This is a genomic window from Sinomicrobium pectinilyticum (assembly GCF_003725735.1).
In the GTDB taxonomy this organism is placed as follows: Bacteria; Bacteroidota; Bacteroidia; order Flavobacteriales; family Flavobacteriaceae; genus Sinomicrobium; species Sinomicrobium pectinilyticum.
The window spans coordinates 215694-239867 of the sequence record NZ_RJTM01000002.1; the positions used below are offsets into that span (position 1 = coordinate 215694).

General features: G+C 38.9%; 24 protein-coding genes. 4 read left to right on the plus strand and 20 right to left on the minus strand.

Annotation, left to right across the window (positions count from 1 at the left end):
• Positions 1–30: 30 nt before the first annotated feature.
• Positions 31–957, minus strand: a complete 927-nt coding sequence (locus tag ED312_RS00855) for a tyrosine-type recombinase/integrase (protein WP_123214093.1) — start codon at positions 955–957, stop codon at positions 31–33.
• An 85-nt stretch (positions 958–1042) separates the two neighbouring features.
• Here ED312_RS00855 and ED312_RS00860 point away from each other — a divergent pair, with 85 nt between their 5' ends.
• Entirely contained in the window at positions 1043–2281 is a 1239-nt protein-coding gene (locus tag ED312_RS00860) for a restriction endonuclease subunit S (protein WP_123214094.1), read from the plus strand.
• 105 nt (positions 2282–2386) lie between these two features.
• Here the strand turns inward: ED312_RS00860 and ED312_RS00865 are convergent, their stop codons facing one another.
• The 5 genes from ED312_RS00865 to ED312_RS00885 form a co-directional block, all read right to left on the minus strand.
• Positions 2387–3628, minus strand: a complete 1242-nt coding sequence (locus tag ED312_RS00865; RefSeq protein WP_123214095.1) for a restriction endonuclease subunit S — start codon at positions 3626–3628, stop codon at positions 2387–2389.
• 46 nt (positions 3629–3674) lie between these two features.
• Positions 3675–5285, minus strand: coding sequence for a type I restriction-modification system subunit M (locus tag ED312_RS00870; protein ID WP_123214096.1), 1611 nt, complete (start codon positions 5283–5285; stop codon positions 3675–3677).
• Between the two features lie 7 nt (positions 5286–5292).
• Positions 5293–6081 carry a nucleotidyl transferase AbiEii/AbiGii toxin family protein gene (locus ED312_RS00875; RefSeq protein WP_123214097.1) on the minus strand — a complete coding sequence of 263 codons (789 nt, stop codon included), beginning with the start codon at positions 6079–6081 and terminating at the stop codon, positions 5293–5295.
• Positions 6078–6872, minus strand: a complete 795-nt coding sequence (locus ED312_RS00880) for a type IV toxin-antitoxin system AbiEi family antitoxin (protein ID WP_123214098.1) — start codon at positions 6870–6872, stop codon at positions 6078–6080. The genes ED312_RS00875 and ED312_RS00880 overlap by 4 nt, the downstream gene beginning before the upstream one ends.
• Positions 6873–7373: 501 nt before the next feature.
• A complete protein-coding gene (locus ED312_RS00885) occupies positions 7374–7649 on the minus strand; it encodes a helix-turn-helix domain-containing protein (protein ID WP_123214099.1) in 276 nt (91 codons plus the stop codon).
• Positions 7650–8077: 428 nt separating this feature from the next.
• On the opposite strand from ED312_RS00885, the gene ED312_RS00895 reads away from it, so the two are divergent.
• Positions 8078–8884, plus strand: a complete 807-nt coding sequence (locus ED312_RS00895; protein ID WP_123214101.1) for an RNA polymerase sigma factor — start codon at positions 8078–8080, stop codon at positions 8882–8884.
• A 1-nt stretch (position 8885) separates the two neighbouring features.
• Positions 8886–9983: a hypothetical protein gene (locus ED312_RS00900; protein ID WP_123214102.1), complete on the plus strand. Its 1098-nt coding sequence runs from the start codon at positions 8886–8888 to the stop codon at positions 9981–9983.
• Positions 9984–10189: 206 nt separating this feature from the next.
• Here the strand turns inward: ED312_RS00900 and ED312_RS00905 are convergent, their stop codons facing one another.
• From ED312_RS00905 to mnmE, 12 genes are all read right to left on the minus strand, one after another.
• Positions 10190–10636, minus strand: coding sequence for a DUF6730 family protein (locus ED312_RS00905; RefSeq protein WP_123214103.1), 447 nt, complete (start codon positions 10634–10636; stop codon positions 10190–10192).
• Between the two features lie 13 nt (positions 10637–10649).
• Positions 10650–11525 (minus strand): relaxase/mobilization nuclease domain-containing protein, encoded by an 876-nt coding sequence (locus tag ED312_RS00910; protein ID WP_123214104.1) that lies wholly within the window; start codon positions 11523–11525, stop codon positions 10650–10652.
• Positions 11522–11839, minus strand: a complete 318-nt coding sequence (mbpA, locus tag ED312_RS24400; RefSeq protein WP_123214105.1) for a mobilization protein MbpA — start codon at positions 11837–11839, stop codon at positions 11522–11524. The genes ED312_RS00910 and mbpA overlap by 4 nt, the downstream gene beginning before the upstream one ends.
• Positions 11840–12161: 322 nt before the next feature.
• Positions 12162–12446 (minus strand): helix-turn-helix domain-containing protein, encoded by a 285-nt coding sequence (locus tag ED312_RS00920; protein ID WP_123214106.1) that lies wholly within the window; start codon positions 12444–12446, stop codon positions 12162–12164.
• 600 nt (positions 12447–13046) lie between these two features.
• Positions 13047–14147, minus strand: coding sequence for a fatty acid desaturase family protein (locus ED312_RS00925; protein WP_170164421.1), 1101 nt, complete (start codon positions 14145–14147; stop codon positions 13047–13049).
• Between the two features lie 542 nt (positions 14148–14689).
• Positions 14690–14872, minus strand: coding sequence for a hypothetical protein (locus tag ED312_RS00930; protein WP_123214107.1), 183 nt, complete (start codon positions 14870–14872; stop codon positions 14690–14692).
• A gap of 26 nt (positions 14873–14898) precedes the next feature.
• Positions 14899–15240, minus strand: a complete 342-nt coding sequence (locus ED312_RS00935) for a cupin domain-containing protein (RefSeq protein WP_123214108.1) — start codon at positions 15238–15240, stop codon at positions 14899–14901.
• A gap of 313 nt (positions 15241–15553) precedes the next feature.
• Positions 15554–15778, minus strand: a complete 225-nt coding sequence (locus ED312_RS00940; RefSeq protein ID WP_123214109.1) for a hypothetical protein — start codon at positions 15776–15778, stop codon at positions 15554–15556.
• Positions 15779–15875: 97 nt separating this feature from the next.
• Entirely contained in the window at positions 15876–16415 is a 540-nt protein-coding gene (locus tag ED312_RS00945; RefSeq protein WP_240642972.1) for a helix-turn-helix domain-containing protein, read from the minus strand.
• Between the two features lie 369 nt (positions 16416–16784).
• Positions 16785–17315 carry a hypothetical protein gene (locus ED312_RS00950; protein WP_148044193.1) on the minus strand — a complete coding sequence of 177 codons (531 nt, stop codon included), beginning with the start codon at positions 17313–17315 and terminating at the stop codon, positions 16785–16787.
• A gap of 148 nt (positions 17316–17463) precedes the next feature.
• Positions 17464–18591 (minus strand): tyrosine-type recombinase/integrase, encoded by a 1128-nt coding sequence (locus ED312_RS00955; protein ID WP_123214112.1) that lies wholly within the window; start codon positions 18589–18591, stop codon positions 17464–17466.
• A 163-nt stretch (positions 18592–18754) separates the two neighbouring features.
• Complete coding sequence (mnmE, locus tag ED312_RS00960) at positions 18755–20140, minus strand: tRNA uridine-5-carboxymethylaminomethyl(34) synthesis GTPase MnmE (protein WP_123214198.1); 1386 nt, start codon at positions 20138–20140, stop codon at positions 18755–18757.
• Between the two features lie 145 nt (positions 20141–20285).
• Here mnmE and ED312_RS00965 point away from each other — a divergent pair, with 145 nt between their 5' ends.
• On the plus strand, positions 20286–21506 hold the full coding sequence (locus ED312_RS00965) for an MFS transporter (RefSeq protein WP_123214113.1): 1221 nt from the start codon (positions 20286–20288) through the stop codon (positions 21504–21506).
• 82 nt (positions 21507–21588) lie between these two features.
• On the opposite strand, the gene ED312_RS00970 is transcribed toward ED312_RS00965, so the two are convergent.
• Positions 21589–22548: a phosphoribosylaminoimidazolesuccinocarboxamide synthase gene (locus tag ED312_RS00970; protein ID WP_123214114.1), complete on the minus strand. Its 960-nt coding sequence runs from the start codon at positions 22546–22548 to the stop codon at positions 21589–21591.
• Positions 22549–22993: 445 nt separating this feature from the next.
• Positions 22994–24076 carry a terpene synthase family protein gene (locus ED312_RS00975; RefSeq protein WP_123214115.1) on the minus strand — a complete coding sequence of 361 codons (1083 nt, stop codon included), beginning with the start codon at positions 24074–24076 and terminating at the stop codon, positions 22994–22996.
• Positions 24077–24174 lie beyond the last annotated feature (98 nt).

Genomic DNA, 24174 nt, shown 5'->3' on the forward strand with positions numbered 1-24174 from the left:
GGTTGTTTAAAAAGCTAAAAATAGTAAATATCATTTCAACGAACGATACATTTGATCAATAGCTTTTTTCTTTTGTTCTATGTTTGGGTGAACATATAAGTTTAATGTTGTACTGATGTTAGAATGCCCTAATAATACACTTACGGTTTTGTAATCGCATTTGCTTTCAATACACCTGGTAGCGAAGCTATGCCTAAGACCATGAAATTTAAGATCCGGCATTTCTAATTCCTGCATAAACTTTTTATAATAACTTCTGTATGTTCTTGGTTCTGTAGGTTTGACTTCGTTAGTTAATACGAAAAAATTAGGATTCATTACTTTTTTAATAGGTTTTAACATACGTAACAAATCCCGATTCATGGGCACTTCCCTGATGGAGTTTTTGGTTTTTGGAGTGTCCAGAATCAATTCTGTTTTACGAATACCTGATTCAATAGTGTAAATACGCTGTATGGTTTTATTGATGTTAATGATGCCATTTTCTGTATCAATATCTTCCCAGGTTAGGGCACATACCTCACCAATACGCATACCGGTACTTAAACATAAATAAACTCCCAGATTTCGAAAGGTGAAATGTTGCTGTACATGCTGCATAATCTTTTTTTGGTGGGTGCGACTTAAAATTTCAACCGTTTGATTCTCTCTTACCGTTGGGAACTGAATATCAAACTCTTTGTAGTCCAACCAATTGTTCTTAGCACCAAATTTAAGTGTCATCTTTAGAACAATTAAAATATCTTTTATGGTTTTCTGGCAGAGACCTTGCTCTAATTTCCGGAAAACAAAGGCCTGTACTTCTGCTTCATTAATGTTATAATGGTTGCCAAAAGAGGGGAGTATGTGGTTCTCGACCAATAATGCATAAGCCGAAAAACTTGATTTTTTAACATATTGCTTTTTGTCAGCTTGCCATAAGGTAGTAATTTCTGAAATGGTCTTTTGTTTGGTCATTTTTTGAATTTTAAGATTTAAAACTCAAAGGAAAATAAAAGAGATTTTATAACCTTAAGGATTAAGATTCGGAAATGTCCCCAATTTGAGATTTCCGGATTATAAAGATGATTGGTGTAAAGAGAAGCTGGGAAGGCTAATGGATTTTAAGGTGACGAATTCCTTTTCAAGAAATGATTTAAATTATGATAATGGAGCAGTTAAAAATATACATTACGGTGATATTCATACTAAATTTCAAACCCTATTAGATATTACCAGAGAAGAGGTGCCCTATGTGAACAAGAATATCTCACTAGATCGAATTTCTGATGATTATTATTGTAAAGAAGGAGATCTTGTTTTTGCTGATGCTTCCGAAGATTTGATTGATGTTGGGAAAAGTATTGAAATATTAAATTTAAATAATGAAAAATTGCTTTCAGGACTGCATACTCTTCTCGCAAGACCAAAGCAAGGATTGTTTTTTAAAGGGTTTAATGGATATCTATTCAAATCAAAAAACGTTAGATTACAAATCCAGAAAGAGGCACAAGGAACAAAAGTGTTGAGTATAAGTGCTAGACGAATTTCTAATATAAAACTCTCTTTCCCTTCAGAAAAAGAACAGGAAAAAATCACCTCCTTCCTTTCAAGGTTAGACCAACGCATTCAAACCCAAAGCAAAATAATTGAAAATTTTGAGTCCTTAATGATTGGTTTAAGGCAAAAGATTTTTTTACAAAAAATAAGATTCAAAAGTAATAATGGAAATAAATTTCCTGAGTGGACAAAAATTCAATTAGGTAAATTAATTACGAAAACAGGTAACAAGAATAAAAAAAATATTCAATACCCAATATATTCAATTAATAATAAAGAAGGCTTTTTACCCCAAAATGAGCAATTTGAAGGAATGAATAGTAATGATAGAGGTTATGATATTAGCCTTTATAAGTTAATCAAAAAAAATACTTTTGCATACAATCCAGCTCGTATAAATGTAGGTTCCATTGGTTATAGCAGAGATTTAGAGGACGTCATTGTTAGCTCACTATATGTCTGTTTTAAAACCAAAGAAGAGCTACAAGATGAGTATTTATATCAGTACTTAGAAACTTTTCCATTCAAAAAAGACGTATTAAGATATAGTGAAGGAGGTGTAAGACAATATTTATTTTTTGAAAATTTTTCAAAAATAAAAATCCCTTTACCTTGTATTGATGAGCAAATCAGAATCGCCAATTTCCTTTCGTCCATTGATGAAAAAATAGAAAAAGAGAAATACATTTTAGAGCAATATCAACAACAAAAAAAGTATCTGCTACAAAACCTGTTTATTTAATACATAAAGACAAACAGGAATGATGTTTCCAAAACTTATTTCTATATCGTCTTTTACCACGTAGGCATTTTCCACTCCTGCTACTTGCTTTTTACTAAAAGCAATTTAAATGAATAGGTTTTGTAAAAAGTATTGCTTTTGAGTCTTAAATTGCTCTAGTAGTTTAGTCTCAAGCTCTATTTTGTCGTCAATAGCAGATAATGTTGATGCTATTTTTTGTTGTTCTTGTTTTGAAGGCAGTAACAGTTTAGTGGCAAAAAAATCTCCAACAGCAATATTTAGTAAACCGTGGTTTCTAGCACCTTCTTGTGCTACTTTTGATAATTCGTGATTGTGAAATCCAGATTCAAAATACTGCTCCATAAATTCTAAACTTACTTCAGCGTTAAATTCGAAGCATATATATAGTGTTGAAACAACACCTTTCTCATACTTTTTAAGCCTTTTAACGGCACCCATTGGATAACCTTTAGAGTAACTTTTGTTATAAGCAAACTCATTTTTCTCTAAAAGATAATATCCAGTCACATTTTTAGCTGAAACAGATGTGTTAAAATATTCTTCTTGGTTAATTAAACCAAGTTGAGCAGATATAGTAAGTACATTTTTATTATCCTCTTTATTCTTTCTACTTACACGTTCACAAAGATTTGACAGTTTCTTTATTTCCCACTCATGCAACTCTTGTCCATCCTTATCTTTAAACCGTATTTTTTGTTTGAAGATTTTCTGCATTAACCCTTTTTTTAGCAATTTATAATCTTCAATTATTTTGCTTTGGGCTTCAATTCTCTTGTCAATTATTGTGAAGAAAGAGGCTATTTTATCTTGTTCAGATTTTGATGGAACCCAAAATTTGAAACTTGCATATTCTTTTGAATTAATTCCAGGCTGACCTGACCTCATAGACATTACAGTAACCCATCTTTGATAGTGATCTGTTTTGGTTTGATTAAAAATGAAATTTGCATTATTTAAATGATTTACTTTCACTTTTATTAAAAATCCGGCGAAATATAGTTTACCATCATTAATATTGTATAAGTAACTCTTGCCTGTACTTGCACCTGTTCTAGCAAATAGAATGTCATTTTCCTTCACAAGATATTTATCTTCCAAATCGCCTTCAGGAGAAACAGGAACATCAGGATTGTATTTTGATGAAGCTTCGTCTATATCTGTAATTCTAATATATTTATTTTTTCCATCAAATGTCATAGCAGCAGAATTCATTCCATATTCCAAAGATTCTGAGCATGCTTCGAGAGTTGTTTGTGTCCATTCATAGCCAAACCCCGGAAATCTCAAATTGGGGACGTTACGACCTTCTTTACTTTTTTGTGTCATTATATAAAATAAATTTCTTTGCTATAAACATTAAGGATTTTAAAAGTTAAAAACTTAATCCCAATTCCTGAAAATACCCTGCAATTTCCATGTCCAACTCTGCACGTTGGGTCTCCAAGTTTTTTATCTCTGCCATTACTGTATCAATGTCAACTGGCTCTTCTTCCTCAAAAGTATCTACATATCGAGGGATATTAAGGTTATAGTCATTTTCTTCAATTTCGGAAAGGTTCGCAACATAACTGTATTTATCTTCAGTTTTACGTTCTATATAAGTTTCAATAATTTTATCAATATCTTCTTGACGCAGTACATTTTGGGTTTTTACTTTTTCATAATGTTCACTGGCATCAATGAATAAAATATCATCCGGGTTTTCCCTACATTTTTTGAATACTAAAATGCAGGTGGGTATTCCCGTTCCATAAAAGATATTTGCAGGTAATCCAATTACAGCATCCAAATAGTTCTTCTCCTTAATCAGATATTCTCTTATGTGTCCTTCGGCACTTCCTCTAAATAACACACCATGTGGTAAAACAATAGCCATAGTACCGTTTTCGTCAAGCTGATAGATCATGTGCTGGACGAAAGCAAAATCCGCTTTACTTTTTGGTGCCAATTTCCCATATTGACTAAAGCGGTCATCACTCATAAAAAGTTGGTTGGCACTCCACTTGGCAGAAAATGGTGGATTGGCAACAATAGCTTCGAATCGGTGTTCTAAGTGTTGTGGATGTTCTAGGGTGTCTTCTTGTTTAATGTCAAACTTACGGTAATGCACATCATGTAAAATCATATTCATACGTGCCAGATTGTAAGTAGTACGATTTAATTCCTGACCGTAAAAATTGTTGACTTCTTCTACTTCTTTGGCTACACGTAACAATAAGGACCCACTACCACAAGTTGGGTCATATGCCGATTTCAGTTTCTTTTTACCGGCCGTTACCAATTTGGCTAAAACCATACTTACTTCCTGGGGTGTATAGAATTCTCCGGCTTTTTTACCGGCTCCACTTGCAAACTTTCCTATCAGGTATTCGTAAGCATCACCCAATACATCTAATTCTGTTTGCTCTAATTCAAAATCTATTTTATCTAGGTGTGCCAATACTTTGGCTATAATTCCGTTACGTGCCTCCGGTGTCTTTCCTAATTTGGTAGAGTTAAGATCCATGTCCTCAAAGAGATTGTCAAAATCCTCCTCACTCTCAGTACCCATGGTGCTGTTTTGTACATTATTTAGGATTTTCTGTAGATCTTCTAAGATGAAATTGTGCTTGGTGTTATAGGTTTCTGTAGGTTCTGCTGCCTGACTTAAAGATTTTTCTTCTGTATTGTGATTCCCTCTTTTTGCAATGGCAGAAAACAATTCGGAAGGTTTTAAGAAGTAGCCCAATTTTTCTAAGGCCTCTTCTCTTATCGCTTGTATATAAGCCTGACCTTCCTCTGTGTTTTCGTCAATATCTGTAAATTTTATGCCATCCGGTTTTAAAATGGAATCGGCATATATTTCCATTTTCTCGGCCAAGTATTTATAGAAAATAAAGCCTAATATGTAATCGCGAAACTCATCGGCATTCATTTTGCCTCTGAGAGTATTCGCTATATTCCAGAGCTGCTGTTCGAGTTGTTTTTTGTGTTCTTCTGACATAAGTAGTTTATATTTTATCGACTAATTCTTTTTTTATCCAGTCAAAAGCTGCCGACTGATCGTACTTTATTTCCGGTCGTAGTAAGGCCTCCATGTCTCCTTTAAAATCAGGGTCATTTTCTTTTTCTTCTAAATTCATTAGAAATTCTTTACTACTGGGAGATCTTCCAACAGCAAATTTCATATACTCTTTAAAGCAATTTAGAATCAAAGGATAATCAAGTTCTTTCTTTAACCTGGAATAGTCCAAATCAAAAAGATCCCTCCCTTTGTTGCGTTGGTATAATGCCCTGAGTTTGGTGCCTAACAGTTCTTGTATGTCATAGGTGCGAATATTGGTCTTACCTTTAAACCAGTTACTATCCACTTCATAGGGAAATTCTACCCAGGGTAATATATTGAAGTGCTCTTTACAATTTATTTCAAGTTTTAATCGGAGTCTGATATTTTCATATTCCGAAGTAAACCTGTAGAATGCTTTTGCTCCATGTCCCCCTATTTTAGTGCTTCTTTTTTCCTCAAAAAAAGTGATTACTTCTCCCAAACGTTGCATTATTGGTTTTATAGGACCCGGTTTGATCTGAACGAGGTCTATATCTTCCGAATATCTGGGAGCAGGATTGAGATATAGTTTATGAAGAGCCGTACCTCCACGAAAGGCCAGATTCTCCCTAAGAAAATCATCAGAGAAAATTTCAATTAAGGTTCTACTTATTATAAGATCTTGCTCAACTTGGGAAAATTCTTTCCAGGGGGCATTTATTTGCCATTTGGCTATTTCCGGTCTTGGAATCATAAGTCACTTTCAATTTTAATATTTACATCTACTCTCCATCTGTTATTTACTGCGCCTGCTTTTTGTTTGGGTTTGGGAGTTAATAATACCGGGTAAAATTTTTGATGTTTCAGATGTTCATAAATAAGTTCTGCTGACTCAGAATTGGGAGATAGTTCATCTAATAAAAATCCCAATCGTTGTAGTACACTTTTATGTGGATACCAGGACAATAGATCTTTTATATCTGAAAGGGATATTTCTTCAATTAATTCTTCTATGACAGAAACCATTCTGTTTAATCCTCCTATTTTGGTTTGGTGATGGAGCAAATCAACGGCTGTGAGTCCAGGGCTGGATATTTTAAACATTCCAGCATCTCCTTTTCTTGACAAGATATTTTTTTGTGGCCAATTGGAAACAGTGAAAAAATCCAACTTTATTGTATCTTTAGAAATAGATAATAGGGGAGATTTGTCATGCAATATATAATCTTTTTGAATCTGTTGATGGCTGGCTCCATAAAATTTAGCAGCAGAATATAAGCCTAAATAGTAATGTCTGTTTAGATAAGTAAATAATTTATCAATATAGAGTTCTATAGGTAATTTTCCAAGACGAGAGTATCGGGGAGGGATTATTAAATAAAAATGCTGCCTTAGAGGAATTATGTCTCCTTTGTTTATAGCATAAGACAATTCGCTCCTAATTGAAACGTCCGACTTATTTGTTTTGGCCTGAAGTAATTCGTTCCAAGTAAAAGCGTATTCTTCAAAGGATAACCGCTCTTTTATAAAATCAGTGAAATTCAACTTTAGTAAAATTTCGAGTAATATAGTGATTTTTGCTTAATTACTCGAAAAAATACTATACATTTCAATTTTATTCATGAAATTAATATCTGTACCATTCCCACCTTTTAGGTTTTAATGTATCCTTGTCTACATCTTTTAACAGTTCATCTTCTTTTTCTATTAATGGGTCATACTAATCAGCTATATCTTTCGCCCATTGAATGGAATTTTTCATGTCTAAACCGAGAAAATGTAAAGTAATATTCTGAGATTCCATTTTGTTGATGGATTTTCGTAGATAATTGGCTTTATGTCAACGTGTGGCCGCATCGAGTAGTTAAACGAAATTTGAAAGCTCCTGTTGCTGAAGTTTCCTCTTTCTCCGAGGTGGACTTGTAGTTGGAGATAAAAGAAGATTAATTTTGAAAATTCAGAACTTGAGATCAACGGAAAATGTTATAAACGCGTTTTTACGGAAGATACTTGTTTTCGTTTTACTTAAACGAGCGTCAGCGAGGTTTATTTCTTCTCTAATTCTTTGATGTACTTATCTACATTAATTTCTAACTCAAGTAGAGTTATTGTCTTTAAATCCAATGCCTTGGCTAAAAGAATCAATTTATCTAAGGTAGGATTAGCTTCTCCTCTTTCAACAGTCCCTATGAAGAATTTGGTTAAACCGGTATTACTGTCAGCGAGTTCTTGTTGGGAAATATGTTCTTTATCATACTCTTTACTTGGAATTCTTTCCCTAAGTTTTAATAAATACTTCCCAAGTTTTTCCTTTTCTGTCACTCTTATTTTATTTTAATCAATAAATTTCTTACTTATCCTAAAAAATAATGGTATGATATATCTTACCGTTTATAGTTTTTTATTATATTTGTATGGATTAACATAAATTTGCAATTCTTCAAATAGAAAATATTGGAAGCAATTGCTTTGAATCTCGAACGGAAAACTGGCACTTTTCATTTACAGCGAGAGGATAAGTAAGATTGCTCACGACCCGGGCGTGGGCTCTTTTATCGCTGTAAGGTATGCCAGTACCCCTGTTCGATAAGTAGAGTTCCACGCCCATCCATTTTCTATCATGGGCTTTCTCAATAACTCTTCTTCTCCAAAGCAAAGGTTTCTGCATATGATCACTATGAAGTCTTGCAAGGGAATTCTTTTGCCCTAAGTATTCCCAAAAAAAAACTATTTGCAAAACTTTATACCCTATGAAAAGTATAAACAATCCCCTTCCAAAGTATTTTGAATTATTAAAAAATGGCGACCCTGCCGCTTTAGAACAAATTTATGCGCAATATCGCGGAATCATCTTTTGGATCGGTAATCGAATGCTAAAGGACCATTTCGTAGTAGAATCCCTGGTCCAGGATACTTTTTTAAAGTTATGGGTGCTCAGGGACAGGATAGAAAGACCTGAGCATATTCTCTATTTCTTAAAGTTTGTGATGAGAAGGGAATGTATTTCGTACTACACCAAACCCAGGAATAAGTTTTTCAGGAAAGTCAATTCGTTAGAGGACTACGACAATTACCAGGACTATATGGCGGGGTACGATCCTGCAAGTGTGTCTGAAAACCTGGAAGACCAGGAGTCTAAGCAAACGGCCTTCGACCGGGTCAAAAGCATATTGCCCCTGCTTAATGCAGAAAGAAGGCATTTAATTGAACTCTGCTTAAAATACGGCTTTCGGTATAAAGCCATAGCCAAAGCTATGGGAAAAGGGATCACCGAAACCAGCAACGAGGTAAAGCGGGCTATCCAGGACATTAAAACCATCGTCCATCACGGAAGTACACATGCGAATGAGCAAAAATCCCCTGTTAATGCTGTAAAGGCTCCGAATGTAATGTCCCAGGAACAGGAAATGGTATTGGAACTCAGATGCAACAAGAAGTATTCCTTTGCATTGATTGCCGAAGAGTTGAACTTGTCCCAAAAAGAAGTTCACAAAGAATTTGTAGCCGCATATAAACTCATGCAAGAGAAGCATAATCTACAATTAGAATCTGCTTAGTATGGAAAAGTCTACCCTGAAACTCACCCGAAAGATCCAGTTACTGGTTGATCTACCTACTAAAGAAGAACGGAAGGAAAAACTGGATAAGCTCTACCAGTGGCAGAACCGATGTTTTAGAGCGGCTAACCTTATTGTTTCCCATTTGTATGTACAGGAAATGATCAAGGAGTTCTTTTATTTGTCCGATGGCATAAAGTACAAACTGTCCGACGAAAAAAAAGACGAGCAAGGAATCTTGCAACGCTCCCGTATCAATACGACCTATCGCGTGGTATCAGATCGCTTTAAAGGGGACATCCCTACGAACATATTGTCCAACCTGAATAGGACCTTGATCGCCTCCTTTAACAAAAACAAGCCCGAATACTGGAAAGGCGAACGCTCGCTAAAGAACTTTAGAAAGGACATGGCTTTTCCCTTTGGCCCCGAGTGCCTTAGCGGATTATCCTTTAAAACGGAGAAACAGGTCTTTTGCTTTCGTTTGTTCCAAATTCCCTTTCGTACTTACCTGAGAAAAGATTACACCGACAAACGAAGACTATTGGAGCGGGTGATAAAAGGGGAGACCAAACTTTGTACTTCCCATATCAAACTAAAGGATGGCAAAATCTTCTGGCTGCCTGTTTTTGAAATTGAAAAAGAAAAACATGGCCTAAGACCGGAAGTGATAGCGGAGGCTTCTTTGTCCCTTGAATATCCCATTGTAGTGAAGACTGCTAACACCAGGCTTACCATTGGCACCAAGGAAGAGTTCCTGTACAGAAGATTGGCCATACAGGCGGCCCTGAAAAGGGCACAGATCGGGGCGACCCATTCCAGATCGGGCAAAGGGGCAGAAAGAAAATTAAAGGCCGTGAACAAACTCCGCAGTGCAGAAAGTAATTATGTGCATCATCGTATACACATATACAGCAGGAGATTGATCGATTTTTGTATTAAACATCAGGCAGGAACGCTCATTTTATTAAATCAGGAGGACAAGATCGGGATCGCTAAGGAGGAAGAATTTGTATTGCGAAACTGGAGTTATTATGAACTCATGGCAAAAATAAAGTACAAAGCCGAGAAAGCTGGTATTGAACTCATCACAGACTAAGAGGTCTATAGAGGGTGCTTGTACACCCGTAAGGTGAGGTCAATGACACTCACTAAATACGAACAGTATATACAACGCGTGGGCTCTCTTATTTTATAGACCTAAATTTCCAGATAAAACAAAGGGATGGCCCATAGATAGCTTTTTTGCCCAGGTCATAGGGAAGGCCATACCCAAAAGGCCCCCAAATCCTTACCGAACTAATACTATTTTGCGCGGTTTTTTTCCTTGTCTGTCCATTCTTGGTATAGCTTTTTAGCTTCCGGGGTATCCTTAAAAAAACTGTTATAGTGCCGGATATACTGGGTCATCGTTTCCTTGGTATTATCATTTTTTTGGTAATAAAAAATAGCAGCACCTACCGAAAGAAAAGTTACTCCAACACATACAAAAAATAGAATGACAATCCATCGCGGAAGAAGATAGGTGTCTTCCATCGTTTCATAAACTTTATCCAGTTTACTGCTCTGCCCCGATAGGTTTTCCTCTTGCTTGTGGAAGTGTTTTTGTAACAGTTGTTCAATATTAGTGGCGTCTGCCCTGACTTTTATATCCCCAAGGTATTCCGACAACTCTTCCAATCGGTCAATGGATTTATTAAACCCGTAGATTTCTTCGGTGAGCAGTTCTGCGATTTCTTCTAATTTAGCCATAACATTACTGTTTTTAATATCCTATTTCAAAGCCTGTGTCTCTTACTCTTTTAGCTACTTGTTTGGCCAATTCTTTGGTTACTTTTGCTGCCATATTTCCGCTAATCTCCACGGCTTTTCCCATCAGGCTTACCTGATTGTTTTGCATTAGCTTCTGTCCGAACCGTTGATTACGGGATAAGGCCAGGCCTAACTTTGCCCCGGACATCTCCCGGTGTACTTCGCTACCTTTCAGGTTATGGTTCTTGTACTGAAACCGGAAACCCTGTAACTGGTTTTGCTTATTGATAGTTGGGATTACTGAAACCCGTTGCCGTTTCATCAGGGTGATGTACTCATCAAAACTTTTCGGTCTGTGTTGCTGTATGATCCGGTCGTGTATCTGTTTAATCTCTCTCCGGATGTGTTTCAGGGATTGAGTCTTGCTCTGCTGTACCTCTTTAACTGTGGTAAGTTGTAATTGCTGTGCAGTTCTTTCGGCAGCCCTCTGGCTGCGTTTGCCAATATAGTTGTCTTTATAGGCCTTCCCCTGAAAATCAATCCGGTTCACATACAGATGAATATGGGTGTGTGCCTTATTTCGGTGCACAAAGGCAATGGCTTGTCGCTCCCCCAATTCCATTTCTTTCATAAAGGTATCGGTGAGTTCCTCCAGGTCTTCCCGGCTTAGGGTCCTGCCGTCTTCGATAGTGGGACTAAGCACAAAACTTAAAGTATTCTTTTCACAACGAACATTCATTTGCTGTATCATTTGAAATTCTTTAGTGACTTCTTTCGGGTTCTCTCCGCAGAGGTTTTGGGTATAGACAATTTCGGCATTCTTTTCCTGGTTCCATCCGTATTGCATGGAAGCCCGGGTATGTGCTATGGATTTGCCTTTACCTATCATTTTTTAAAATTATACAGGTGTGTTTTTATCTCACGGGCTAATTGTATGACTTCATCGGACAGTTTTGGGTTTTGTTTGCGGAACATATTGGCAATACGTTTAAAGTTGTTGTGATACCGCACCAGCATTTTATAGGCATCCAGTTGTTCTTCGGTTAACCGTTCTACGATTCGGTCTTCCATAACAGCCCTCCGACAATAAGCACTTATACTCAAACCGGCTCTTTTGGCTTTGACATACAGCAACTTTTTTTCGTACTGTGTGCAGCGAAATTTGATATACGTGCTTTTGTTATGTTTGCTTTTTCGTACCAACGGAATATGAAATAAATAGATTCAGCATGTATTCTTGTACTATCTAAAATTTTTCTTTTGCGACCTCCGGGAGCAAAAGCGAGATTGTTTTTGTGGCAACAAAAACACATCTCGAAATTCTTACTCAGCCGGATAATTTTTTTTGGTTGTCTGCTTTCGTTTATGTCTCAGTTTCGATATAGAGCAATGTAATCTGCTGGGAGTAAAAGCAGATTAGGAGAAACATATCAAACAAACCTGTGAATTGGTAAAGATCTGTTTGATATGTCTGGCCAAACGATGGTAATATTGTGATCGGAATTTTAAAGCAATAGGAAAGTAACTATCGCTTATTTCTAAGCGTATAGCCCAAAGCCTCTTCCTGGATATCTTTTTCCGATTTTTTGTGATTACGCAATAGCCATTTATCCAGCTTCTCCTTGTCGAAAAATATCATCTTATTATTCGGTTTGGAGTGCGGAATATTTCCGGTAGAGGTCAGTTTGTACATATAGCTTCTGGATATACCTGTGTAATCACAAGCCTCTGTGAAGGTTAGTACGCTCTTGCTTGCTGAAAGAAGTTTTTCAATTCTTTCAAGTCGTTCTGATAATTCCAAATTGTCCATTAGTCATAACTTTTAGATTAGTAATGAACAAAGGCCTTTGTTTTCTTTTTGTAAAATTCCTGAAAACAAAATTATAGCATGAAATAACAGGGAGGATTAAAAACCGAAATAAACAAGTAAAAACAATTAGATCAAAGAGACTTATTGATAGTTGTCGGCGAGCAGGTAATTTTCCATGTCATGTCTTAGCAATACATTTCTTTTTTATAATACAATGATTTAACGGATTAGTTAATAAATGTATAGGCCATTCCTCGCTTTCTTGTTCTACCTGTTCTTCCTATACGGTGAATGTAACTGCAAAGGGTTCGTGGTGTCTGGAATTAATCACATGAGTGACATTGTCTATATCGATCCCCACAAGGCTATATCCGTTGTGACAAGCACTTTTATTTTGCCGGACTATCACAGTTACTGAATTTAAAATTGCTGAATTTCAATTGGAAACAACAATGGTGTGGATGGGAATAAAAAGACCACCCTGCTTACCGGGTGGCCTGACAATAATATGACAAGGACAATTTAAACCGTTGTGACATTTATTGCAGTATGCCCCTTCCAACGATTGGATTTGATGGTTTGAAAGGATAAACAAACAGATCAGGACGATACCATCGTCATTTCTATTTTTCCCAACCGCCGGAGCATTCTTACGTGATCTGCAATAGCAGAGACAAAAGTCTTTTTTATGTGGTAGGGAAGGCCGTATTCATGTGCCGTTTTCGCAACGATATGAGATATTTTCCTGTAGTGAACATGGCATATATTAGGCAGTAGATGATGCTCTACCTGGTAGTTCAGGCCTCCTATGAGCCAGGAGAAGAACCGGCTTCGGGGCGAAAAATTACTGGTCGTTTCCAGTTGATGGAGAAACCAGTCATTTTCTATAACGCCGTCCTTGTCGGCCAGCGGATATTCGTTGGCGGGCATGATATGGGCCACCTGGAAAATACTGCTTATCCACAGGCCGGTGACCACGTGCATGCACAAAAAAGCCAGTATAACGATCCAGGGCGACAGGGGAACCATAATAAGCGGCAGGACCAGTGCATAGGAATAATAAAGCAGTTTCCACCCAATCAGTTTAAAGAGTTCCTTTTTATATTTCTGTTCCCGGTTCAGCAGCCCCATGTTTTTATACCGGGTAAGCCTTACAAAATCTTTGGCAGTGATCCACATCAGGGTGGAAATTCCGTAAAAGAACCATACATAGACATGCTGAAACCTGTGGAGCCAGTGCTTCCTGGCATGCGGTGAGAACCTCAGGAAGAACGGAACATTGATGTCATCGTCCGCCTGCTGAATGTTGGTGTAGGTATGGTGTAACACATTGTGCTGTATTTTCCATACCGTGGCATTGGCGCCTATGAGATTCATGGTATAACCCAGGCACTTGTTTACTTTCCGGTGTTTGGAGTAAGAACCGTGAATGGCATCGTGCATGACGCCCATTCCTATCCCTGCCATGCCCAATCCGCTGATTACATACAGGACAAAGAGCAGAAATGCATGATGAATGATGCCGGTGTTTATAAGGACCAGGGGAGCAAAGAAAGCTAAAAGCATGATCGCCGTTTTGCTAACCATGCTTTTGTTGGCATGTTTGCTGATGTTGTGGGTTTTAAAGTAAGCGTTTACCCTCTTCCTCAATGTTCTGGAGAAGTCCGAACGTTTGTTTGCTGAAAATTTCAAGGTATTCATAATATGGTATTTTTAAGCCGCAGCCTTTTTTGTAGCTTGTTGTCATTAACCGGAAGACGGAGCTAAAACTTTTTTAGCCCTGTCGCAGGAAAAGACGGAAAGTCCGGGAAAAAGTAGGGAAATTAATATTTGTTTCATCCTGAATTCCTACGAAGACATAAGAAAACATCACCTGTCCTATGTCCGGGATCTTTTAAATTCAGCTTGTAAATGTTTAGTGCACTATCGCTATGTAAAATACAGAAGAGAGAAGCATTCAATAAAAGAGCAGAAAACGCTGACCGCAGAACTATATTTTATATAAGATACAAGGTAAGCATAATTTTTTGCTATTCCTAATTAAAACCTTAAGAATATCTTGTATTACGGGGCGGCATGAATTGTCTCCTGAGTTTTTTGCTACCTGTTTAAGGATGGAAAGGAAAAAAACCATTGAATTAGGAATTTTCCATTTATTGACTTTAATGGTTGTAGGTTCTGAAGACAGATAATTATTGAACTTGCGTAGTACATGCAGAGGTTTCGAAATTACATGATTACGTTTATAAAGTCTGTGATTCGCTGAAAACCTTTATTTCCCTTTCGAAATAAACCTGTTCTTTCTCTTCAGGATGGTTTTTTACATCGCAATAGTAAACCCCTCTTGCAAAAACCCTGACTACCAGAGGCTGCGTTGGGTTTATTTTGGCACAGACTACATCTCCTGTTTTAAATAAATTATTCATGGCTTTTTTGTCTTTGGATTATACTTCTATTCATCATAACCACTTTTTAGAATGACCGAAAGCATTTTAAACCTTTGATTGGCTTCTATGGTGTGGGGGGTGCTTCCCGGAATAATCATACAATCGCCATTTTGTAAATAGATCGATTGTTCATTAATAACAACTTCGGCTTCTCCTTCAATAACCTGTACGAATGTTGAAAAAGGTGTTGTCTTAGGAATATAAACTTTACCATAGTCTATGGCCATGACCATGATATTTCCGGTCTTTTCATTCAGAATATATTTTGTGACTATGGTATTTGATATATAATTGAGCTTGTCCTTAATTCTGAAAGCAATTGATTTTTTGAATTCTGGATTTTCCATGGTCTGGTACTTTTTGTTGCATGTGGCTATTCGTACTATTTAGCTCTTTTTTTCTCCGCCTTGGCCTGTTTTTTTTCTTTTGCTGTTTTCGATGCCGGGGTCTTACTGTTTTTTTGTTTGTCTTTTTTTTCTTTTGACATGATCCTAACTTGTTAAATTGTTAATATATCTTTTCCGGAAAAATTAAGGAAAGTAACATGGCTTGTGTTACAGAACTGCCTATATTATTACAGTTTTGGGAAACAAGAAAAGAACAGCTTCCTCAAGGACTGCTCTTTTCAGGTGAGTCAGATTTTAACTGACCCTGGTACTATTAAGAACAAGCCTGATGGGTTGTTTTTAAAATGCTAATAACCTCATTGCGGTTTTTTTCTAACCGGGTTTCAAGTCTTTTGAACAAATCCGCCTCTTTACCGGTTTCAAACTTTACATCTTCGCTGGTAAGACTAGGATATTTTTCTTGTAAGGCCTTGGATTGTTTTCCCCAATCACCTTGAACTTTAAAAAGTTCACTTGCTTGTTTATTCCTGTTTTCCATGATACTGTAATTTTAGTGAGTACTTCATTGTACTGATACAAAGATGACACTAATACAATATAATATGTTACACAACTAAAACAGAAAGTTATAGATGTCACAGGTTTTCCAGTGTATCCTTTCTTTTTTTTCCCAGTTTTTTATAAAATGAGGGAGAATGTCCGGTAATTTTCTTGAATTGGTTAGACAGGTGGGCAACACTACTGTAATGCAGTCTATACGAGATTTCGGTAAGGTTTAATTCGTCGTAAAGTATAAGTTCTTTTGCTTTTTCTATTTTGTGCTTGATAATAAAATGCTGTATGGTAATGCCTTTGACCTCTGAAAACAGATTGGATAAATAAATGTAATTATAACCGAGTTTTTCACTAATGTAATCAGAATAATTTCCTTTGGGGATTTCTTCGGCGTAGTGTATCATTTCTATAATGACACTCTTTATTTTATCGACCAGAATACTTTTTTTGTCATCCAGCAATTCCAGGCCCGATGCGGCCAGGTTTGATTTCAGTCCCTGTTTTTGCTCTTCGGTGATCTCCTCTTTAATTTCAACCATGCCAAGTTCAATACTGATATGATGTAGGCCTAGTTTTTCCAACTCCTGTCTGACAAGGAGTTTACATCTTAAACTTACCATGTATTTGATGTATAACTTCATGAACAAATGTGGATTGAACTACCGACTTTAACCGGGATTCACCCGGTTGTACATAATTTTAGGATACTACTGTGCTGATTCTTAAAAAACTGTACAATATAAAACTACGATAATTATTGGATTTCGTATAAGGAGGTGTATGAAAGGTCCTGATAATCATAATTATTTGGCGAATTATTTGAGTTGTTATGTTTACTAGCATTAACTGAGAAATTAATTCGTTCATAAAGAACTGCGTATAAGGTATTTTATCCATATTGGCAGCTTGTAGAATTCCTGAAAACAAAATTATAGTATAATATAACATGGAGGATTAAAAACCAAAATAAACAAGTAAAAACAATTAGATCAAAGGGGAGGTCTCTTAATACCTAATATTTTGGGGATATCAATACTATCTTTGATATAGAGCTTTTTCTTCTCTTTTAAGCTGTTTTTGTGATCGTTGAAAGTATTGTCCTTAAAAGCGTTGATGCTCCGGTTATGGGAAATGATACTCTTGCCGTAAATCTTTTTTACATCCTCTTCGTCCCAAATTCCGATATGAGCGATTTGAAAAAGAATCCTTCCAATGTCTATTTTTTTATTGGCCTCGGAGATCAGGCCACCATCTTCTATGTTTGCCAGATTTAATCCCAAAAGATTTTTCAGGTCATTTTCCAGGGCATCAGAACCCTTTGGTGAGCTAAACCATTTTTTCAGGAAGTTTATCAGGATCTCCGTTTGGTTTATATTCAAAACGGAATCGGAGGTATTGGGGAGGTTTATAGCTTCTTTAGTGTGCTTCCTTTTGTATTGTTTATAGCCTAATATGATAAAATAGCTAAAGAGAAAAAGTAGTAAAGCGAGTAACAGAATGGTTCTCCACCAAACAGACATAAAGTCAAGATTAAAAACACTATACCCCAGAAGAATCAGGGTTGATATAATCCAAATAACTATGAACTTTTCAACCCTTTTGCTTGAAACAGAATTAATCCTTTTCTCTATCCGGTGTATTTTTTCATAAAAGGAATTGAACACATTATTAAATTTTAAGTTCAGGTATAATATTAGCCGCCTCTTTCATTTTAGTATCAACAATCTTGGCGTAGATTTCAGTAGTTCTCAATTCCCGGTGACCGAGAATTTTGGATACGGTGTATATGTCCGCACCGTGTTCCAGGAGCAGGACCGCACACGTATGCCGGGCGCTATGGAAAGTAATGTGTTTGGTGATACCGGCTCGCATGCACCATCTTAATATTTCCGCATTAAAATGAGCACCGTATTTAAGTCCTGTAAATACCCGCTCACTTCCATTTCCACGTTTACCAAGCAGGTCTCTTGCCTGGTTGGAGATATAAAGATACTCCAAACCTTCGGTTTTTTTCTGCCTGAACACAATTCGGGAGCTGTCATCTTCATCCCGGATTTCGGACCAGGTTAGTTTATTGATGTCACTCCACCTTAGCCCGGTAAGGCAGCTAAAAATAAATGCTGATTTCAAAACAGGGTATTTACATTTTGCCCTGGTTAAAGCCTGTAATTCGGAATAGGTAAGGTATTCCCTTTGAGATTCCCCCTGCTCGAAACCTTTAACGCTTTTGATGATATTTTTATCGAGATAATCTTCTTCAAAAGCAGTGCGCAGGCAGGCTTTGAATTTATTGAAATAGGTGTATTTTGAGTTTTGCGATAGGGGAGTACCCCCTTTTGTTTTGGCTTTGGTGTTCAAATATTTTTTAAAACCTTTGACGAAATTCTCATCTATATCCGCAAAGGTGATAGCTGGCGGGCAGTATTTTTCGATATGCTTTAGAGCTGCATCCCAATTATCGTAGTTGCCTTTGCTTTCATACCGCTCTTCTTTTAATTTGTCGTAGTATTCCAGAAAGTTAGTTTTAGCTTTTCTGTCATTTTTGATATTGTATTTTCCCTGGATATAATCCGCTTTGCGCAGGGTTAATATCTGTTCGGCCAATTCTAAGGCCTCTTTATTCTCTCTTTTTTCCTCAGCGGTTTTTGGGTCCTGGTGTAAATGTTGTTTCAGGTATTCGAATTCCCGCAAGTGTTTTTTTCTTCCGTCATTGTCAATATACGAGCCTTTATAATATTCAATATAAAGACTGATCTTGCCGCTATTGAGTTTTTTCCTTTTTAAACTTATTTTCATTTCGAGGTGTAATTTGGTACACCTCGTTGTGAGTTTTATGCGATGAGGTGTACTGTAGGTGTAACAAACATAGAAAAATGTATTGAGAAGTGAAAATAAAAATGGAGTTATTTATTTGATAATCAATTAATAATGTAGTAATAAAAACTAAAAGAAAGTAGATTTACTTCCCGATACAAAAATTAGCAAAAATATTTCCCAGCAACTCATCATTGGTTACCTGCCCCGTGATCTCCCCGAAATGATATAACGCCTCGCGGATATCAATAGCCAGAAGATCCCCGGACAGGCCGGACTGTAACCCGTGCTGTACTTTCTGGATATCTCCCAGTGCCTTGAGCAGGGCGTCATAGTGGCGGGAGTTGGTGACGATGGTTTCGTTATTGCGAAGTGCACCTGTATTTACAAATTCCAACAGTTTGTCTTTAAGGCTGTCAATGCCGGTGTTTTCCCGGGCTGAAATGAGCAGCAGGTTTTCGTAGTCGAGGCTGTTTTTTATCTGATCCGCATCGGCCAAATCTATTTTGTTGGCCAGGATAAGGAGGGGCTTTTGCGGAAATTTGTTTTTGATCTTTTCGATCTCCACTATGATGGTCTTGCTGTTTTCAGCAAAATGAGAGGCATCGAAAAGATAAATGACCACCTGTGCCTGGGTGATCTTTTCAAAGGTCTTTTTAATGCCGATGCTTTCCACCACATCTTCGGTTTCCCGGATGCCGGCCGTGTCGATAAAACGGAAACCTATGCCGCTAATGACCATTTCGTCTTCGATGGTATCGCGGGTAGTTCCGGCGATATCGCTTACAATGGCGCGTTCCTCGTTGAGCAGGGCATTGAGCAGGGTAGATTTTCCTACGTTAGGGGCACCTACGATGGCGACGGGAATACCATTCTTGATCACATTTCCTACGGCAAACGAGTCGATCAGCCGTTTCAGGACCAATTCTATACGTTGCAGTAACTCTTCAAACCGGCTACGATCCGCAAACTCTACGTCTTCTTCGGCAAAATCGAGTTCCAGTTCGATGAGGGAAGCGAAGTCCAGGAGTTCCTGTCGGAGTTTTTCGATTTCCCCGGAAAATCCACCGCGCATCTGCTGTATGGCAACCTGGTGTGAGGCTTCGTTGTCCGAAGCGATGAGGTCGGCCACGGCTTCGGCCTGGCTGAGGTCGAGTTTACCGTTGAGGAAGGCACGGAGGGTAAATTCGCCGGCATTGGCCATACGGCAGCCGTTTCGTAAAAAAAGCTGGATGATCTCCCTTTGGATATAAGGCGAACCGTGACAGGAGATCTCCACCACGTTTTCCCCGGTATAGGAGTGGGGGCCTTTGAAAATGCTGACTAATACTTCGTCCAGTACTTTAGGCCCGTCCGTAATATGCCCCAGGTGAATGGTATGACTCTTTTGTCCGGACAGTTTTTTTCCTTTTACTGACCGGAATTTTTCATCCGCGATACGGATGGCATCTTTTCCGGACAGCCGGAGGACCGCAATGGCTCCGGCACCGCTTGGGGTGGCTAAGGCTATGATCGTATCGTTTGGCAGCATGGCTTTTTCTTTGATGCAAAAGTATTTAAAATTAGCCAATCTGCCGTGCTCCCCTTTTTCGATTTGAACATCGTAAAAAAACGAAAAATCGGGTAGGTCATAAAAGAAGGGACTATAAATTTGCTTTTTTAAATCTTAATCTGTTATGTCTAAAAATGCTTCTGTTTATTCCGGTTCGGATGCCGGAGTGGAAAAGACGGTTTTTCCCGTATTGTTCGCCCTGAGTTTTTCGCATATGATGAACGACACATTGCAATCGCTCATTCCTTCCATTTATCCGCTGGTAAAGGAATCTTTTAAACTGAGTTTTGCCCAGGTAGGACTTATTACGCTTACCTTTCAGTTAACCGCTTCACTTTTACAGCCTTTGGTGGGGCTATATACAGACAAATACCCCAAGCCGTATTCCCTGGCTATAGGAATGGGATTTACCCTGATAGGCCTGGTTGTCCTGTCTATGGCACCTAATTTCGGTATGGTTCTGCTTGCCGTAGGACTGATAGGAATGGGATCGTCCGTATTTCACCCGGAGGCTTCGCGCATTGCCCATATGGCATCGGGGGGAAGGCATGGTATGGCCCAGTCCCTTTTCCAGGTAGGAGGAAATGCCGGAAGCTCCATGGGGCCTTTGCTGGCTGCGATGATCATTGTACCGTTCGGGCAGTTTTCAGTGATCTGGTTCTCCCTGGCGGCCCTGTTGGCTATTGTTGTACTGTCCCGCGTAGGGCAATGGTACAAGAACAACCTGCATCGTTCGCCGGCCAAAAAGAAAAAAACATACGATCATGCCCTGGGCCATCGCTTGTCCAGGACCCAGGTAACCTGGTCTATTGTGGTATTGCTGTTCCTTATTTTTTCGAAGTATATTTACATGACCAGCCTTACCAGCTATTATACATTTTACCTGATGGATAAATTTGATGTATCCGTGCAGGCTTCACAAGTGTATTTGTTTGTCTTCCTGTTTGCCATAGCTGCCGGTACATTTTTCGGCGGGCCGCTGGGTGACCGTTTCGGGCGTAAGTATGTCATATGGTTCAGTATACTGGGAATAGCTCCCTTTACACTTATGCTGCCCTATATGAACCTGTTCTGGACCGGAACGCTTACCGTACTTATAGGGCTGATATTGTCTTCGGCATTTTCTGCCATACTGGTCTATGCCCAGGAACTTATTCCGGGGAAAGTAGGGATGGTGTCCGGCCTGTTTTTCGGCTTTGCTTTCGGTATTGCCGGAATAGGATCGGCAGTTTTAGGCGATATTGCCGATGCTACCAGTATCGGATATGTGTTTAAGATGTGCTCCTTCCTGCCATTACTGGGATTACTGACTGTTTTTCTCCCTTCGGAAAGGAAAAAAGCATAACACGCTCACACCTCCCAAACGTGTCATTCTGAGCGAAGCGAAGAATCCCGTTACAGAATGACACATCTTTGGAAGTAAGAACCTACGATTCCGAATTCAGGTAAGCCAGTACGTTTTTCTCAATACGCGCTTGTATATTGCTGATATCGGCACGTCGGAAAGTTTCCCCCGTAATCTGTTCGTACAGCTCTATGTACCGCTCGGACACAGAGTTGATGTATTCGTCCGTCATATCCGGTATTTGTTGCCCTTCCTTACCCTGGAAACCGTTTTCGATCAACCATTGGCGAACGAACTCCTTGGATAGCTGTTTTTGTTTTTCTCCCTTATCCTGGCGTTCCTGGTAACCATCGGCATAAAAGTAACGTGAAGAATCCGGCGTGTGTATTTCGTCGATAAGCACGATTTTACCGTCTGAGGTCTTTCCGAATTCATATTTGGTATCGACGAGAATAAGTCCCTGTTTGGAAGCAATTTCGGTTCCGCGTTGAAAAAGTGCTTTGGTGTAAACTTCCAGTTGGGTGTAATCTTCTTCGGAAACAATATCTTTTTTCAGGATATCCTCACGGGAAATATCTTCGTCATGAGCACCGTTGTCTGCCTTGGTGGAAGGGGTAATAATAGGCTCCGGAAACTTGTCATTTTCCTTCATTCCCTCTGGCATGGGTACACCGCATAAAAGCCGTTTTCCGGCGTGGTATTCCCTGGCAGCATGACCGGAAAGATAACCGCGGATCACCATTTCTACCTTAAACGGGGTACATTTATGGCCTACCGCTACATTCGGGTCGGGAGTGGCAATAAGCCAGTTAGGCACGATGTCTTCTGTAGCCTTCATCATTTTGGTAGCGATCTGGTTCAGTATCTGTCCTTTGTAAGGGATTCCCCTGGGCATTACCACATCAAAGGCCGAAAGCCGGTCGGTGGCGATCATTACCAATAGGTCATTGTTTAAGGTATACACTTCGCGGACCTTGCCTTTATAGACATTTTTCTGTCCCGGAAAATTGTAGTCGGTAGCAGTTATGGTGTTGTTACTCATGTTATGACAATCGGATTTTGTCGCAAATATACGGGAAAAGTTGATAGTCCGGGGATTTTGGAATGCCGGAATTTGTAGTCGGGTAGTCGGTGGCTTCGGTACGGCAGCCTTCGGCTGCCACTCAGCCACCTTGGCTTTGGCTTTATCGGGATAGCATATGCAAATTTTAATAGTCTGAGTGTTCCGGTGATTTCGATACAATAGTCTGCGGCTGCCACTCAGCCACCTTGGCTTTGGCTTTATCGGGGTAGCATATGCAAAATTCAATGTCCTGAATGTTCCGGTGGCTTCGGTACAACAGCCTGCGGTTGCCACTCAGCCACCTTGGCTTTGGTTTTTTCGGTTGAATTTATCAGAAACGGGGGCTGTTTTCTCCCGGTATAAAAATCAACCGTTCTTCTTATGTTTTTGGGATAAGGTAACATACGTTGTTAACCTCATATCCCTATCGATTCCATACACCTTTTCCCTTGTCTTGCCATTCCCATTTTGTACTGTCAAATTCGGAGTCAACGATCGATCCTTGTGTATATCGGTTATTATCACCCTTTGTATGCCATGACCATACGCCTTGCAGCATGATGCCGAAATCCTTTGCGTATTCATAGGCAAGTTCCTGCCACGGACCAAAATCAGGCAGATTTTCCAGTAATATCATAAATTCGTCCAGCGTACTATCGTGGATTTCCATGGCTTTCATATAAGCATCTTCCAGGTTCAGATTGTATTCGTGCATGAGTACGGGCACAATGTTGATTACATCACCTCGTCTGCATAACTCTTTAGGCAGGGAAATAATGTCGTTATGATATCCTATCAAACGGGATATTATGGTGTGAATGGCGAGTATATGAGGGTGGTCCAGCACTATATCCGGTAGCGAACGGTAATTTTTTTGCAGGCAGGCATATTTGGCATAAGGAATACCTCCCGCCGTCAGATCGCGAATAATGGTATAGACAGCGAATGGTGGTGGTGTGTTGGCAAGCACATATTGCTTTTCGTTCTGATAACCGCAGATCAGGGCATCTATCTCTGAGGCAAATTTATTGAACTGCCGTATGGGCATACCGAGCCGGAGACATTCTTTTCTGATCAGGTAGGTTTGGTGGTACACTCCATGATCCTGTGGCTCCGCTTCTTCTTTACCTGTCAGTATATCCGCGATCCTTTCCCGCATTACATAAATTTCTTCCACAGTTGCCCGGCCTAGGTAATCATCGAGCATGGCAAAGGTGCCTGTAAACCTGCCTACGGGGATCTGTTCTTCAAAGGTCAGGAAAGGCATGGCCCTGGCATTAATATCCGTAAAGTAATGCGTTTTATGCTTTTCCCTGGCGGCTTCCGAATGAAAGCCAAAGTCTTCGTCGATCCATTTACAGGATTCTTCCCGCAGTCTCTGAAAATAGGGAGGAGTAATATCCGGGAAAGGGTATCGGGGGCGGGGAAAGCCCCTTAAACGTTCTACTACTTTGTATGCTTCTTCTTCGCTCAAAGTCTGTAAATCCAGGTAGGTTTCTTTTGTCATAAGTAAGGGGCGGGGTAATGCCCATGATTTGGTTAATTACATGATTAATAAGGCTCTTTAAAAATATGAAGTAAAAGGGAGAGTTGCAAATGGATACA

Coding starts and splice junctions, on each gene's coding strand:
- ED312_RS00855 (WP_123214093.1), bottom strand. CDS start 957: ATGACCAAACAAAAGACCATTTCAGAAATTACTACCTTATGGCAAGCT.
- ED312_RS00865 (WP_123214095.1), bottom strand. CDS start 3,628: ATGACACAAAAAAGTAAAGAAGGTCGTAACGTCCCCAATTTGAGATTT.
- ED312_RS00870 (WP_123214096.1), bottom strand. CDS start 5,285: ATGTCAGAAGAACACAAAAAACAACTCGAACAGCAGCTCTGGAATATA.
- ED312_RS00875 (WP_123214097.1), bottom strand. CDS start 6,081: ATGATTCCAAGACCGGAAATAGCCAAATGGCAAATAAATGCCCCCTGG.
- ED312_RS00895 (WP_123214101.1), top strand. CDS start 8,078: ATGAAAAGTATAAACAATCCCCTTCCAAAGTATTTTGAATTATTAAAA.
- ED312_RS00900 (WP_123214102.1), top strand. CDS start 8,886: ATGGAAAAGTCTACCCTGAAACTCACCCGAAAGATCCAGTTACTGGTT.
- ED312_RS00905 (WP_123214103.1), bottom strand. CDS start 10,636: ATGGCTAAATTAGAAGAAATCGCAGAACTGCTCACCGAAGAAATCTAC.
- ED312_RS00910 (WP_123214104.1), bottom strand. CDS start 11,525: ATGATAGGTAAAGGCAAATCCATAGCACATACCCGGGCTTCCATGCAA.
- ED312_RS00920 (WP_123214106.1), bottom strand. CDS start 12,446: ATGGACAATTTGGAATTATCAGAACGACTTGAAAGAATTGAAAAACTT.
- ED312_RS00925 (WP_170164421.1), bottom strand. CDS start 14,147: ATGAATACCTTGAAATTTTCAGCAAACAAACGTTCGGACTTCTCCAGA.
- ED312_RS00930 (WP_123214107.1), bottom strand. CDS start 14,872: ATGAATAATTTATTTAAAACAGGAGATGTAGTCTGTGCCAAAATAAAC.
- ED312_RS00935 (WP_123214108.1), bottom strand. CDS start 15,240: ATGGAAAATCCAGAATTCAAAAAATCAATTGCTTTCAGAATTAAGGAC.
- ED312_RS00940 (WP_123214109.1), bottom strand. CDS start 15,778: ATGGAAAACAGGAATAAACAAGCAAGTGAACTTTTTAAAGTTCAAGGT.
- ED312_RS00945 (WP_240642972.1), bottom strand. CDS start 16,415: ATGGTAAGTTTAAGATGTAAACTCCTTGTCAGACAGGAGTTGGAAAAA.
- ED312_RS00950 (WP_148044193.1), bottom strand. CDS start 17,315: ATGTCTGTTTGGTGGAGAACCATTCTGTTACTCGCTTTACTACTTTTT.
- ED312_RS00955 (WP_123214112.1), bottom strand. CDS start 18,591: ATGAAAATAAGTTTAAAAAGGAAAAAACTCAATAGCGGCAAGATCAGT.
- mnmE (WP_123214198.1), bottom strand. CDS start 20,140: ATGCTGCCAAACGATACGATCATAGCCTTAGCCACCCCAAGCGGTGCC.
- ED312_RS00965 (WP_123214113.1), top strand. CDS start 20,286: ATGTCTAAAAATGCTTCTGTTTATTCCGGTTCGGATGCCGGAGTGGAA.
- ED312_RS00970 (WP_123214114.1), bottom strand. CDS start 22,548: ATGAGTAACAACACCATAACTGCTACCGACTACAATTTTCCGGGACAG.
- ED312_RS00975 (WP_123214115.1), bottom strand. CDS start 24,076: ATGACAAAAGAAACCTACCTGGATTTACAGACTTTGAGCGAAGAAGAA.